Genomic DNA, 13,678 nt, shown 5'->3' on the forward strand with positions numbered 1-13,678 from the left:
GGATGTTCTCCTGTTGGTTGACGTTCGTGTGGTCGGTGGTGCTCGGAGGACCTGGTCGGGGCGACAGGATTTGAACCTGCGACCTCCCGCTCCCAAAGCGGGCGCTCTACCAAGCTGAGCTACGCCCCGTTGGTTCGTGCCAGGGATCAGCCGCACACACCGAGGGGCGCATGCGACCCCGGTGAGTCTAGCGGTCCGACGGCGCACTGTTCCCGGGGGTTGCCCAGTCGTCCTCCGCGGCGCGTCGGAGACCCCGCCGCCACCGGATCCCGACGACCACCTGGACCCCCAGGGCGGCCACCGCGAGCAGCAGCCCGACGACGATCCGCCAGACGTGCAGCAGTGCGTGCGCGGGCTGCGACTGCGGGTCGCCGAACAGGTCGGGGCGCAGGGACAGGACCGCGGCGGCGAGGAGCACCAGCACGTACGAGACCACCCGCGACCAGCGGATCGTGCGTTCGGCGCCGGCGTCCGGCTTCGGGATGACGCGCGTCGGCATGTCGGTGCTCGTTCGTCCGCTACGATGGTCGGGCTGCGCCTGGTGCGCAGGCGCGGGGATGTAGCTCAATGGTAGAGCCCCAGTCTTCCAAACTGGCTACGCGGGTTCGATTCCCGTCATCCCCTCTCTTCGTCCCTTCCTGCCGTCGCCGCACGGTGCGGTGTTGTTCGGCCCGTGCGCGGTGGGTCGTTCTGTGTGATGTCGTTCCGGCACACCGAGCGATCAACTCCGCACGGTGTGGACACGTGCGCACCGTGCATCTCGCCACCATCCAGAACCCGCCAGACCACAAGCCAGCGCGCGCCACGTACCCGTCGTCGGGTACCGATCATCACGCGGGTGGGCATCGTGGGAACAGCATCGTACGGCCGCGGCGTCGAGCGCGCCGGGCCGGGGTTCGTTCTCGGTGGATGACGGTTCCGGTTCACGATCCCCGAGGTCAGCGAACCGGAACCGTCACGGGCGAGGACGAACTGGGGCCTCCCCCGGACCAGCGGGACCCGGACGGCGGACGCGCCCCGCGCCTCCAGGCCGGAGCCGGGGAGCACGGGGCGCGAGCCGCCGTCAGGACGGACGCGTCAGCGGTACGACGCGGCCTGTCCGTACAGCACCTTGGTGAAGGAGGAGACGTACGCGGACTCGTCGCCTCCCGGCAGGTTGTACGTCATGAAGACGCCGTACCCGTCGGCCTTCGTGCGCTGTGCGAGCGACACCGCGGTGGCCTGCGGGGTGTTCTGGATGTCGACCGCGGCGGCGGACAGCTTCGACTTCGGCAGGCCCGGGATCGTCGGCGCCGTGTAGGTGCCGTAGTACGGGTTCCAGGCGTAGTCGAGCTGCTTGCCGATCGACGGGCTCGCGGTCGTCAGGGCGTCGGACGACGGGCCGATGTCGTAGAACGAGATGATCTTGCCCGGCATGTCCGCACGCAGGGCGCTGATGAGCCAGCCGATCGACTGCTGGTTCGGCTGCGGGGTGCCGTTCACGCCGTAGTCCGAGTACTCGTCGTCCAGGTCGACGCCGTCGAGTCCGTACTTCTTCACCGTCGCCGAGACCTGCGCCGCGAAGTCCCGTGCCGCGGCCTTCGTCGGGAAGTTCGCCAGGCCGGCGCCCTGGTGGTTGCCGAGCACCGACAGCGTCACCTTGATGCCCTTGGCCTGCAGCGGGCGGACCTGCGTGGCGGCCTGGTCGAGGGTCCGCTGCACGTTCTCGTTGTTGTACAGGACCGCCTTGCCGTCCTCGTAGTTGATGTTCGCGGCGAAGATGATCGCCACGTCGAACGCGTTCGCGCCGTTCTCCAACGTGTACCGGCCGACGTTGGCGAGCTCGTCGTTGTTCACCTCGACGTAGGCGATGCTCGTCGGCCCCGACTTGGTGGGCGCAGCGTGGTGCCCGTGACCGTGGCCGCCGCCGTGGGACGCACCGTGGCCGTGCCCGTGGCTCGATCCGGACGAGGAGGGCGCCGCGGACGCTGCGGCGGGCACCAGTGGCGCCGCGAGCATGGCGACCAGTGCGGTCGCGATGCTGAACTTGGTGGACTGCTTCATGACACTCCTCAGCGAGTGACGAACCGGTCGGCGGTCGCCGACCGGGGGCCGCCGCCGGGACACCCGAAGTCCCGGCGGCGGAGTCTCAGGCGCGCGTGCGCGGGAACCGGAAGGTGCGGACCTCGTAGGCGTCGACGGCGAACGAGGAAGCGTCGACCGCCGCGCCCGAGGCCAGCGGCTCTTCGAGCAGCGTCACCTCGGCAGCCGGCCCGAACGCAGCCCCGTCGGCCACGGACACCGCGATGCCCCCGGTCCCCCGCTGCCCGGACGGCTCGTAGACGCGCACGACCAGGTCACCGGACCGGTCGTCGGCGAGCTTGACGCTCGACAGCACGACGTCGCCGGAGACCTGCACCAGCGGGTCGAAGCCGTGCGCCCCGGTGATCGTCCGCGCGCCCGCGTTCATCCGCACGCCGGCCGACGTGGCGCCGAGCTGGTCGGTGCCGATGACGATGCCGTAGCGGTGCGTCTGCACGCCCTGGTCGGTCTCGGGGTCCGGGAACCGGGGTGCCCGCAGCAGCGACAGCCGCACGGTGGTGGTGACGTGCCCGTCGACGGCGTCGCGCGTGGTGTCGAAGCCGTGGATCGAGTCGTTCACGAGCGCGACCCCGAAGCCCGGTTCGGACACGAGCACGTAGCGGTGCATCGAGGTCTCGAACTTGGCGGCCTCCCACGAGGTGTTCGTGTGCGTCACCCGCTTCTGCGCACCGAACTGCGTCTCGGCGACGGTGTGCTCGGCGCGGACGTCGAGCGGGAACGCCACCTTGAGGAACTTCTCGGTCTCGTGCCAGTCGGTCACCTGGTCGAACTCCAGGGTGCGCGACCCCGGCGCCAGGACGATCTCCTGCGTCACCGTCGAGTCGCCGAACGCCCGGGACACGACGACCCGTGCGACCCCGGACTCGTCGACCGACGCGGTCAGCCCGGTGGTCGCCACGAGGTCCTCGACGCGGTTGCGGTAGTACCGGTCGACGTCCCATGCGTCCCACATGTTCGGGAAGTCCTGGTGCAGCTGCAGCAGGTTCGCCGCCTGGCCGGCCGCGATCGCCTCGCGTCCGCTCGCCAGGTCGACGGCGCTCGTCACGAGCCCCTGCGCGTCGACGACGACCCGCACCAGCTCGTTCGCCAGCACGTACCCGCCGTCCTGCTCGGTCAGGGACACGGCGGTCGCCGCCGTCACGTCGGTCGCCACGACGGCACCCTGCGCGGGTGCACCGGACTGGAGGAACGGGGCCGGGTTCACGACGACGGCCGCGTCCCCGGTGCCGGCGAGCGCCGAGAGCGCCCGGTCGATGATCGCGGTCAGCGCCGCGGCCGTCTCGGCGTAGCGCTCGACCGCTTCGCGGTGCACCCATGCGATCGAGGTGCCCGGCAGGATGTCGTGGAACTGCTGGAGCAGGACCTGCTGCCACAGGGCGTCGAGTTCGTCGTACGGGTAGGCGAAGTCGGTGCGGGCGGCGGCGGTCGCGGCCCAGAGCTCGGCCTCGATGAGCAGCTGCTCGCACCGGCGGTTGCCCTGCTTCGTGCCGTGCTGGCTGGTCAGTGTGGCGCGGTGCAGCTCGAGGTACAGCTCCCCCACCCACACGGGCGGGTCGGTCAGCTCGGACTTCGCCCGGTCGAAGAACGTGTCGGGATGCTCCCAGCGGACCTTCGCGCTGCCCTCGAGGTCGGCCAACCGTGCGGCGGTGCCGGTCATCTCGCGGGTGGTGCCACCGCCGCCGTCGCCCCAGCCCACCGGGGCGATCGAGCCGGTGGCGAGCCGGTTCTCACGGAACTGGCGGGAAGCCTTGGCGACCTCGCTGCCGGACAACCGCGAGTTGTAGGTGTCCATCGACGGGAAGTGCGAGAACACCCGCGACCCGTCGATGCCCTCCCACAGGAACGTGTGGTGCGGGAACTTGTTCACCTGGTTCCACGAGATCTTCTGCGTGAAGAACCACTCGAAGCCCGCGCGGCGCATGAGCTGCGGCAGCGCCGGCGAGTACCCGAAGCTGTCCGGCAGCCAGACGCCCTTGGGCCGGATGCCGAACTCGCGCTCGAAGAACCGCTGGCCCTGCGAGAACTGGCGGACGATGCTCTCGCCGGTCGGCATCACGGTGTCGGACTCGACCCACATGCCGCCGATCGGCAGGAACCGGCCGGCCTCGACCGCGGCCTTGACCCGGGCGTAGACCTCGGGGCGGTGCTCCTTGATCCACGCGTACTGCTGCGCACTCGACATGCCGTACAGGAAGTCGTCGGTCTGGTCGATGAGCTCGGTCATGGTCGACGTGGTGCGGGCGACCTTGCGGATGGTCTCGCGCACGGGCCAGAGCCAGGCTGAGTCGATGTGGGCGTGCCCGACGGCGGAGATGGTGTGCGCCGAGGCCTCGGCGGGAGCGGCGAGCACGTCGGCGAGCGCCGCGCGGGCGTCGGACGCGGTCTCCGGGATGTGCTGCAGGTCGAGCGCGTCGAGGGCGTCGTCGAGGGCCTGCAGGATCCGCATGCGTCGGGGTCCGGCGGGCAGCTCGGCCTGCAGTTCGAGCAGGACGTCGATGTCGAGGGCGAGTTCGTGCACCTCGGACTCGAAGACGGCGAGCTCGATCCGGCGGGTGGCGTAGAGGCGCTTCGAGGACGAGGTCTGCACGTCGCCCTCCTGCGTCGGCAGGAAGGGGTGGTAGTCGAGCAGGACGGGGTTCGACGCGGCCTCGACGAACAGTTCGACGGTCTCGCCACCCTCGGCCCGTTCGGTGACCAGGACCCACTGGTTGCGCGGGTTGATCGACTTCACGGGGGTGCCGTCGGCCAGGTACACGAGCCCCTCGCACTGGAACCCGGGCATGTTCTTGTCGAAGCCGAGGTCGATCACGGCCTCCACCCGGCGCCCGGCCCACTCGGTCGGCACGGTCCCGGTCAGCCGGAACCACGTCGTGCCCCAGGCCGCGCCCCACGGGGTGCCGACCTCGTAGGGCTCGAACGTGAGTGCGAGTCCCTCGGCGGGGGCGATCGGCTCACCGGGGAGCTCGTGCCAGGCAACGTCGAGCGGCGTCGCCGTGGCGTGCACCGCGGGGGTGATCCGCTCGTCGAGCACCCGTCGGGCGCGTCCGGTGGTGAGGGGGATGTCGTCGTGCATGGGGCCTTCCGGGGTCAGGGCGTGGTCGCGGGGTGGGCGACGCGGACGGTGGTGGTGTCGAGGTCAGACGGCACGTCGACGCAGCGGTCGATGCCACGGTCGGCCAGCAGTGCCGTGTCGGACAGTCGGGAGCGCAGGACGACCTGGGGGCCGCGGCCGTCCGGCGCGGCCTCGGCCAGCGCGAGCCAGGCGGCGGCGAACCGCCCGCCGGGGGCGCAGTCGGCGCGGGTGCCGTGGTGGTCGGTGCCGTCGGTCAGCACGTCGTCGAGGACGAGTGCGGTGGCCGGCGGTGCTGCGGGGGCGTCGCGGGTGTGCTCGGCACGGGCGAGGGCGGCGAACGCCTCGCCGACGGGCTTCAGGCGTCCGTCGTTCGTGAACAGCCCGAGGTCGTACTCGAGCTCGGGGAAGTCGGCGAGGGACCGCGCGACGTCGTGGGAGCACCACCACGTCACCCCGAGCACGTGCTGCGCGTCGAGGACGTGCCGGATGGTCTGCTCGGTGAACGCGGCGGCGTCGGCGGGGTCGACGACGTTGGTGGGGGCGCCGACCTCCTGCAGCCAGTTCGGCCGGGCGGCGTCGCGGTTCCAGGCCGCGGCGAGCTGGAGCAGGTACTCCCCGTGCCGCACCGACCCGGGCCCGAGGGCGCCGTGCAGGGCCGCCGAGCCGTTGAACACCCACGAGTGCGTGACCGTGGCGTCGCCGTGGTCCGCCGCGTGCTCGGGGCCGAAGGGCTGGGCGTCGTCGTACCAGGCCGCGTCGTACTGCGCGACGGTGACCAGCGGCCCAGGGCGCGACCCGGTGGCGGACGGGACCGACGAGGCGGCGCCGAGCCGCGCCTCCAGGCCAGATGCCAGCCCCGCTCGCGCCGCCGCGACCATCGCCGCCGCCCACGCGTGCCCCTGCTCCGCCGAGACGGCGTGCGGCGCGGGGTGCGGCGCGTGCGCGAACTGGTTGACCTCGTTGCCGATGGTGATGCCGAGCAGGTTCGGCTTGTCGGCGACCGCTCCGGCGAGCGCCCGGACGTACGCGGCGGTCGAGGCGACCACGTCCGGGTCGGTGAACATGTTGCGGCGGTGCCAGCTGTCCAGCCAGGACGGCACGAAGTCGAAGCTCGACAGGTGTCCCTGCAGGGCGTCCACGTTGACGTCGAGCCCGAACGAGCCGGCGAGGTCGACGACCGTCGCGACGTCGTCGAGGGCCTGCTGCCGGATGAGGGTCCGGTTGGGCTGGACGACCGGCCAGAGCGGGAAGATCCGCACGTGGTCGGCGCCGAGCGACGCGATGGCCTCGAGGTCCCTGGCGGTGTCCGACGGCGAGAAGTCCAGCCACGAGTGGAACCAGCCGACCGCGGGCGTGTAGTTGACCCCGAACCGCATCAGCCCTTCACACCGCCCTCTTCGACGCCCTTGAAGAAGAAGCGCTGCAGGACGGCGAAGATCACGGCGATCGGGATGAACGCGATCATGGTGCCGGCCGCGATCATCCGCTGGTCGGTGGCGAACGTGCCCTGCAGGTACTGCAACCCGACGGTCAGGGTGAGGTTCTCGGGCGACTGCAGCACGATGAGCGGCCACAGGAAGTCGTCCCACGCCCCGATGAACGAGAAGATCGCGATGACGGCGATCGTCCCCTGCACGGCGGGCAGCGAGATGTAGCGCAGCCGCTGCAGGGCGTTCGCACCGTCCATCACCGCGGCCTGGTCGATCTCCTCGGGGATCTGCCGGAACGCGTTGAACATCAGCAGGACGTTGAGCGCCGCGATCATGCCGGGCAGGGCGACGCCGACCAGGTTGTCGGCGAGGCCGAGGTCCTTCACGGTGACGAACTGCGAGATGATCGTCGCTTCGCCGGGCAGCACCAGGGTGCCGAGGAACAGGCCGAGCACGAGCTTCCGGTGCCGCCACTGCAGACGGGCGAGGGCGAAGCCGGCCAGGGTCGCGAACACGATGTTGCCGAGCACGTCGATCGCGGCGACGAGCAGCGAGTTGCCGATGTACCGCCACACCGGGATCGCGGCTGCGACCTTCAGGTAGTTCTCGATGGTCGGTTCGGACGGGATGAACGACGGGTTCGCCGTGTAGATGTCCTCACCGGCGCCCTTGAGCGACGTGGACAGCTGCCACAGGAACGGGCCGATCGTGATGAAGAGCACCACGATGAGCAGGACGTAGCGGACGACCTTCTCGCGGGTGGACATGACGCCCCAGACCGCGCGGCGCCGCTTGCGTCCGACGCGTCCGCCCCGTCCGTTCCGCCTGGAGGCCCGTCCAGCGCCCGTCGCGCCGGTCACGTCCGGCGTCGGGCTGGCGGCGCCCTGCGCGCCGCCGATGACGGGTTCGGTCGTGCTGGTCGTGTTCGTCACTTGTCCGCCTTGCTGTTCATCCGGGCGAGGGCGAGCATCGGCACGAGGGTCACGACGAAGAGCAGGAGGCTCAGTGCGGACGCGTAGCCGAGGTTGCCGGTGAAGCCGCGGGCGTACTGCTGGATGAGCATGACGAGCGAGTTGTCCTGCCCGCCGGGTCCGCCGGTGCCGTTGGTGAGGATGTAGAGCTCGCTGAACACCCGGAGCGCGGAGACGCACACCAGGATCCCGACGAGCGTCATGGTGCCGCGGACCCCGGGCATCGTGACCGACCAGAAACGTCGGACCGCGCCGGCGCCGTCGAGGGCGGCGGCTTCGTGCAGGTCCTTGCCGACGTTCCCGAGGGCGGCCAGGAAGATGATCATGTAGTAGCCGAGCCCCTTCCACACCGTCAGGCTGATGGCGCTGAGGAGCAGCAGCCACCGGTCGGTCAGGAACGGGACGCTGCCCTGCACGACGCCGAGGGCCTGCGCCATCTCGTTGATGACACCGCGGTCGTCGAGGATCCACGTCCAGATGAGCCCGACGACCACCGCGGACGCGATGACCGGCGTGTAGAACGCGGTGCGGAAGAACGCGATCCCGGGCAGCTTCTGCTGCACGAGCACCGCGATGAGGAGCGGGAGGACCGTCAGCAGCGGCAGGCACACCGCCATGTAGATGACGCTGTTGAGCAGCGCCTCCCACACCTGCGGGTCGGCGAGCAGGGTCTCGAAGTTCTTGACCCCCACCCACTGGCTGACGCCGCCGAGCGGGCTGGCGTTCGTGAACGACAGCCGCACCGTGTTGATCGATGGCCACAGGCTGAACGCGACGAGCCAGATCAGTGCCGGCAGGACGAGCAACCAGGGTGTGTACCAGCGGTTGGCGCGCATGGCGATCCTCCCTCTTCCTTCGTCGGGGCCGGATCAGCCGTTGGCCAGCAGGCTGTTCATCTTGGTCTGGGCGGTCTCGAGCGCCTGCTTCGGTGCCACCTGCCCCTTCATCGCGAGCGCGATCTGCTGGTCGAGGAAGTCCGTCATCGCGGAGTTCGCCTCGACCGGGTTGATGACCTTCGCCGACTTCAGGGCCTCGTTCGCCAGGACCCGGGCCTCGCCGTTCACGGTGCCGTCGTCCTTCGAGAAGTACGGGTCGGACTGCGACGACGTGGTGGACGGGAAGATGTTCACCTTGTGGGCGAACGCCTCCTGGTTCTTCGCGTTCGTCATGAACTTCGCGAAGGCCTCGGCGGTGGCGAGGTGCTTCGACTTGCTCGAGACCGACAGGCCCTGCACGTAGAGCGGCGGGGTGTCGAGTGCGGGGCTGACGGTGACCTTGCCCTTGAGCGACGGGTTGTTCTTCTCGAAGTCGGCGAGCGAGGTGGCACCACCGGTGGTCCAGGCGACCTTGGCCTGCGTGAACAGGGTGGAGTTGCCGAGGTAGTCGCTGTTCAGCACGTTGGAGGGCATGTAGCCGTCCTGGTACGCGTCCTTGTAGCGGTCGATCAGGTCGGCGGCCTTCGACGAATCGGCGAAGGTGAACTTCGTGCCGTCGGCGTTGAGCACCTTGACGCCGGCGAGCGTGAAGTCGCCGAGGCCGGGCTTCCGGCTCATCAGGTAGTCGGTCGGGCAGTTGTCGTGCATGGTCTTCGCCTGCGTGAACAGCTCGTCGGTGGTCTTCGGCGGGTTCTCCGCGTCGAGGCCGCACTTGGCGAACATCGTCGAGTTCCAGTAGTTCACGTCGGTGTTGAGGTACCAGGGGTACCCGAACGTGCCGTCCACTCCCTTGTACTCGTACGAGTCCACCGCGCCGGCGACGTACGTGCTGGCGAGCTGCGAGTCGTCCTTCGCGACGTCCTGCAGGAACCCGCGCTTCGCGAGCGGCAGGGCGATGTCCGGCGGCAGGTTGATCACGTCGGGCAGGCTGTTCGACGAGGCCTGGCTGAGCACCTTGTCGGCGTACCCGTCGCCCGGCTGGTCCTGCAGCTTGACCTTCGCGTCCGGGTGAGCCTGCTCGAAGTCCTTGATGACCCCGTTGAGGTACCCCGTGTAGGTGGGCGTGAGTGCCCAGGTCTGCAGGGTGATGGTGCCGCTGATCTCGCCGCCGCCGTTGTCGGCCGCGTTCCCGCCGCTCGAGCAGCCGGTCAGGACGAGCGCCGTGGCGGCGGCCGTCGCGAGCAGCGCGGTGGCGCGGCCCCTCGTCATGCGTGTGGTGGTCCTCATGGCGTCTGACTCCCTCGTCATAACTGAACCGGTTCAGCAGCAGTCACCAAACCCGTGTGTGGCAGCCACTGTGGATGACTAAAGCGCTATAGTCAACCCCGTGGCCACCAAGCGTCGAACGACGATCGCCGACATCGCCGCGCGGGCCGGTGTGTCCATCAGCGCGGTGTCGTTCGCGTTGAACGACCGCCCCGGCGTCTCCGACGAGACCCGTCGCCGCGTGCGCGAGATCGCCCGCGAGCTCGATTGGCAACCGCACACCGCTGCCCGGGCGCTCGGCGGCGCGAAGGCCGGTTCCATCGGGTTCGTGCTGAACCGTCCGGCCCGGACCCTGGGCACGGAGTCGTTCTTCGGCGACCTGATCTCCGGCATCCAACTCGGGCTCGCCGGCACGCACGTCGGCATGAACCTGCTCGTCGCGCGCGACGCCGAGGAGGAACTCGAGACCTACCGGGACTGGTGGCGGGGCCACCGTGTCGACGGCGTGATCGTGATCGACCCCCGTCGCGACGATGCCCGGCTCGCCCTGCTCGCCGACCTCGGCATGCCCACCGTCGTCGTCGGCTCGCACCCTTCCCCCGACGGCGCCGCCCCCACGGTCTGGATCGACGACTCGGACGCCACCGACACCGTCCTGCGGTACCTGCACGCGCTCGGGCACCGGCGCATCGCCCACGTCGCCGGGCGGCCCGAGTTCGAGCACACCGCGATGCGCATGGACCGGCTGCGCGCCTTCGCCGCAGACGAAGGGCTCGACGACACGGTGTCCGTACCGACCGACTACTCCGCCGAGGCCGGCGCGAGCGCCACCCGGACCCTGCTGTCCCGGAGCGTCCGACCGACCGCGATCGTCTACGACAACGACGTGCTCGCCGTCGCCGGGCTGGGCGTGGCGAGCGAGATGGGCGTCGCGGTGCCCGGGGACGTCTCGATCGTGTCCTTCGACGACTCGGCGATGATCCGGCTCGTCCGCCCCGCGATCACCTCGCTCACCCGCGACACCGTCGAGCTCGGACAGCGTGCGGCGACCCTGCTGCGCGCGCAGATCGACGCGAGCACCCCGCTCCCCTCACGCCCGGGTCCCTCGCTCACCCTGAGCGTCCGCGAGTCCACCGGCCGCGCCCCCGCCTGACCCGCACCGGACGTCGGCGCCGACGACTCGCTCCCGCCGCCGCCGCGCCCCCACCTGACCCGCTCCCGCTGCCGCCGCGCCCGCCGCAGCTTCCGAAGCGCGGCGCGGCTGCCTGCACCTGGCGCGCACGCACCGCACTGCGCCGACGCGGGACGACGTGGTCTTCTCCGCGCCGTGACGGTTCTGGTTCACGAAACCCGAGGATCGCGAACCAGAACCGTCATCGACGCGGAGCGGAACCTCCTTCCCCCGCGGTCGACGGTCACCGGCGGTTCGTCGGGGGTCGGACCCGCTCGAGGGCCCGCCGCATGGACGACGTCGTGCTGAAGCCGAAGCGGGTCGCGACGTCGGACGGGCGGTCTCCACGGCTGAGCGCGCTCCGGACGGCGAGACTGCGGTACCAGCGGCCGAGCTGCGCGGGCGAGCATCCCGTCGCTGCGACGCACCGGCGCTGGAGGGTGCGCTCCGACATCCGGACACCGACGAGGATGGCCTGCAGGGACGACGGACCAGCCGGATCGAACAGACGGTCGAGGATCCGCGCGAGACCGTTGTCGCCGAGCATCGGGGGCGGGTTGTCGCGGAGCACCGTCGTGACGACGAGCCGGGCGAGGGCCTGCTGCTGCGCGCCGTGCCACCTGCCGCCGTCGAGGTGCCCGACGTGGCGGAGCGCGAGGCCGACGTCGGGCGAGGGCGCACCGGGTGGGCCGGTGCTCGCGATGGGCGGGAGCGCGAGGACCTCGTCGACGAGCGGGCCGAGCGTTGCGGCTCCGACGAGGACACCGGTCAGCGCGAAGAGTGCCTCGTGCGGGAACGCGGACGTCTCCGCGACGCGGGGCGGGCCGGAGCGCTCCGGGCCCGTGCTGATCGTGATCGTCGCATGCCCTTCGACGAGGGCGGCGGTGCCGACGTCGACGATCGCGATGTCGTCTCCGCGCCGGATCCAGACGGAGCGGGACCGCGTCGCCACCCAGACGTGCGTGCCCGTCGGTTCGACGTCGAGCGTCCATGCCTCGTCGTCGGAGCGGACCTCGGCGCCCGGCCCGACCTGGAGCCCGACGGCGTCGATCAGTGCTCGGAGCGCATCACCCATCCGACGAGCGTGATCCACGGGCAGGACGCGCGGGCGTGGAGCGGGCGACCTGTGGAAGAGGGGGGATAACCCCACCCGGGGTGGGGAGAGGGCAGGATGGGGGAACGGCTCCGCGATCGCGAGGCTGGATGCATGACCGACACCGACCGCCTCGACCAGGCGCGAACCGTCCCGCTGGACGACGTCACGCCTTCGCCCGACCAGGCCCAGACCGTCCCACTGGGCGAGTCCGTGCCCCCTGGAGCCACCAAGCCGATGCCCCAGTACCCGCGCCAGCACCAGCACCAGCACCAGCACGACACCGGGGACACTCAGGGTGCCCGGCAGTCCCCGCCGGCGTCGTGGAGCGCCACCCCGCGCGTCGGGTCCGGCCCGGTCGGCGGCCCCGGTTCGGGTCGTGGGTCCGGCATGACCGCTGGACAGTTCTACCGTGACGCGTGGAGGCGCCTGCCGCGGGACTTCGGCTACATGGCACTCACCGCCGTACTGCTCTGCACGCTGTACTTCGCGTTCCCGGCGGCGGTCTTCGGCGGCGGCTTCCGCGACCTGTTCAACCCGTTCGTCCTGCTCATGTTCTTCATCGCGCTGTTCGTGGCGCGGTGGCTCGGACAGTTCGAGAAGCTCCGCATGAGCTGGGCCGACCGACGCCCGATCCGCCCGGTGGACTGGACGCCCCGCTGGCAGCAGAACTGGTGGACCCGCACCGGCTCGGCAGTCGCCAACCCGCACTACTGGCTCTACCTGCTGCACGCCGCGGTCGTCTACCCGCTCGTCGCGGTCGCGACCGTCGGGACCGGTGCACTGCTGCTCGTCGGCTTCGCCTGGCCGATCGTCGTGGGCGGACTGTACTTCGCGAACAACGTCCGGGTCGGCTACTTCACGGACAGCGTCGGGTTCGTGACCGGCGTCGGTGCCCTCGGCCTGCTGTCGATGACCGCTTCGGTCGTGCTCTTCCCGCTCTGGGCCCGCGGGTCCGTCCTCGCGCACTACTGGGTCGACTTCGGCCTGCTGGGTGGCTTCCGGGCCGAGCAGCTCGAGCAGCGCGTCGCCGGCCTGCAGGCCTCCCGTGCCGGTGCCGTCACCGCCGAGGGGCAGGCGCTCCGCCAGATCGAGCGCGACCTGCACGACGGCCCACAGCAGCGGCTGGTGCGACTCCGCATGGACCTGTCCGCCGCCGAGCGCGCGTTCGAGAAGGACCCCGAGAAGGCCAAGCAGCTCATCGGTGAGGCATCCGAGCACGCCCAGGACGCCCTCGACGAACTGCGCGCACTGTCCCGCGGCTTCGCCCCGCCGATCCTGCTCGACCGCGGACTCGTCGCGGCGCTCGAGGCACTGGTCGCCCGCACCCCGATCCCGGTGGGCCTGGACGTCCGGCTGCCCGAGGGCCTGGAGCTCGCCACGGAGATCCAGCGCAACGTGTACTTCACGGTGAGCGAACTCCTGACGAACACGATGAAGCACGCCGGCGCCACCACCGCCGGGGTGTACCTCGGCCTGGTCGTCGACGCCTCGGGTCTCTGGTACCTGACGGTCAGCGTCACCGACGACGGCCGGGGTGGCGCACGACCGCAGCAGGGCCACGGGATCGAGGGCCTGATCGGCCGCATGCGGGCCCTCGACGGCGACCTGGTCGTCTCGAGCCCCGAGGGCGGCCCGACCGAGGCCACCGCCCGGATCCCCCTCGGAGCCCTGAACGGCGTGCCGACGGCGGCGAACCAGCGGTCGTGACCCCACG

The 13,678-nt window shown here is 70.8% G+C and carries 10 protein-coding genes and 2 tRNA genes; 3 read left to right on the forward strand and 9 right to left on the reverse strand.

What is annotated here, in order from left to right; all coding sequences use genetic code 11:
* Positions 1-52: 52 nt before the first annotated feature.
* Both ASF75_RS11160 and ASF75_RS11165 read right to left on the reverse strand, forming a co-directional pair.
* A tRNA-Pro gene (locus ASF75_RS11160) sits at positions 53-129 on the reverse strand.
* A gap of 58 nt (positions 130-187) precedes the next feature.
* Positions 188-499, reverse strand: coding sequence for a hypothetical protein (locus ASF75_RS11165; RefSeq protein ID WP_056071390.1), 312 nt, complete (start codon positions 497-499; stop codon positions 188-190).
* Positions 500-553: 54 nt separating this feature from the next.
* Here ASF75_RS11165 and ASF75_RS11170 point away from each other — a divergent pair.
* A tRNA-Gly gene (locus ASF75_RS11170) sits at positions 554-624 on the forward strand.
* A 453-nt stretch (positions 625-1,077) separates the two neighbouring features.
* Here ASF75_RS11170 and ASF75_RS11175 read toward each other — a convergent pair.
* The 6 genes from ASF75_RS11175 to ASF75_RS11200 all read right to left on the reverse strand — a co-directional run bounded on the left by ASF75_RS11175 (position 1,078) and on the right by ASF75_RS11200 (position 9,700).
* The gene (locus ASF75_RS11175) at positions 1,078-2,043 is read right to left on the reverse strand and encodes an endo-beta-N-acetylglucosaminidase H (protein WP_056071392.1); all 966 of its coding nucleotides are present in this window, start codon (positions 2,041-2,043) and stop codon (positions 1,078-1,080) included.
* Between the two features lie 85 nt (positions 2,044-2,128).
* On the reverse strand, positions 2,129-5,155 hold the full coding sequence (locus ASF75_RS11180) for an alpha-mannosidase (protein ID WP_056071395.1): 3,027 nt from the start codon (positions 5,153-5,155) through the stop codon (positions 2,129-2,131).
* A 14-nt stretch (positions 5,156-5,169) separates the two neighbouring features.
* Positions 5,170-6,531 carry a glycoside hydrolase 5 family protein gene (locus ASF75_RS11185; protein WP_056071398.1) on the reverse strand — a complete coding sequence of 454 codons (1,362 nt, stop codon included), beginning with the start codon at positions 6,529-6,531 and terminating at the stop codon, positions 5,170-5,172.
* A complete protein-coding gene (locus ASF75_RS11190; protein WP_156155315.1) occupies positions 6,531-7,517 on the reverse strand; it encodes a carbohydrate ABC transporter permease in 987 nt (328 codons plus the stop codon). Before ASF75_RS11190 ends, ASF75_RS11185 begins: the two co-directional genes overlap by 1 nt.
* Complete coding sequence (locus tag ASF75_RS11195; RefSeq protein ID WP_017886011.1) at positions 7,514-8,392, reverse strand: carbohydrate ABC transporter permease; 879 nt, start codon at positions 8,390-8,392, stop codon at positions 7,514-7,516. The genes ASF75_RS11190 and ASF75_RS11195 overlap by 4 nt, the downstream gene beginning before the upstream one ends.
* A gap of 33 nt (positions 8,393-8,425) precedes the next feature.
* Positions 8,426-9,700, reverse strand: a complete 1,275-nt coding sequence (locus ASF75_RS11200) for an ABC transporter substrate-binding protein (protein ID WP_056071400.1) — start codon at positions 9,698-9,700, stop codon at positions 8,426-8,428.
* 118 nt (positions 9,701-9,818) lie between these two features.
* Between ASF75_RS11200 and ASF75_RS11205 the strand changes: the two genes are divergently transcribed.
* Positions 9,819-10,850, forward strand: a complete 1,032-nt coding sequence (locus ASF75_RS11205; RefSeq protein ID WP_082509677.1) for a LacI family DNA-binding transcriptional regulator — start codon at positions 9,819-9,821, stop codon at positions 10,848-10,850.
* Positions 10,851-11,112: 262 nt separating this feature from the next.
* Here ASF75_RS11205 and ASF75_RS11210 read toward each other — a convergent pair whose 3' ends face one another.
* Positions 11,113-11,943, reverse strand: coding sequence for a helix-turn-helix domain-containing protein (locus ASF75_RS11210; protein WP_056071406.1), 831 nt, complete (start codon positions 11,941-11,943; stop codon positions 11,113-11,115).
* A 132-nt stretch (positions 11,944-12,075) separates the two neighbouring features.
* On the opposite strand from ASF75_RS11210, the gene ASF75_RS11215 reads away from it, so the two are divergent.
* A complete protein-coding gene (locus tag ASF75_RS11215) occupies positions 12,076-13,671 on the forward strand; it encodes a sensor histidine kinase (RefSeq protein ID WP_056071409.1) in 1,596 nt (531 codons plus the stop codon).
* Positions 13,672-13,678: the final 7 nt, after the last annotated feature.

Source organism: Curtobacterium sp. Leaf154 (assembly GCF_001424595.1).
Taxonomy (GTDB): domain Bacteria; phylum Actinomycetota; class Actinomycetes; order Actinomycetales; family Microbacteriaceae; genus Curtobacterium; species Curtobacterium poinsettiae.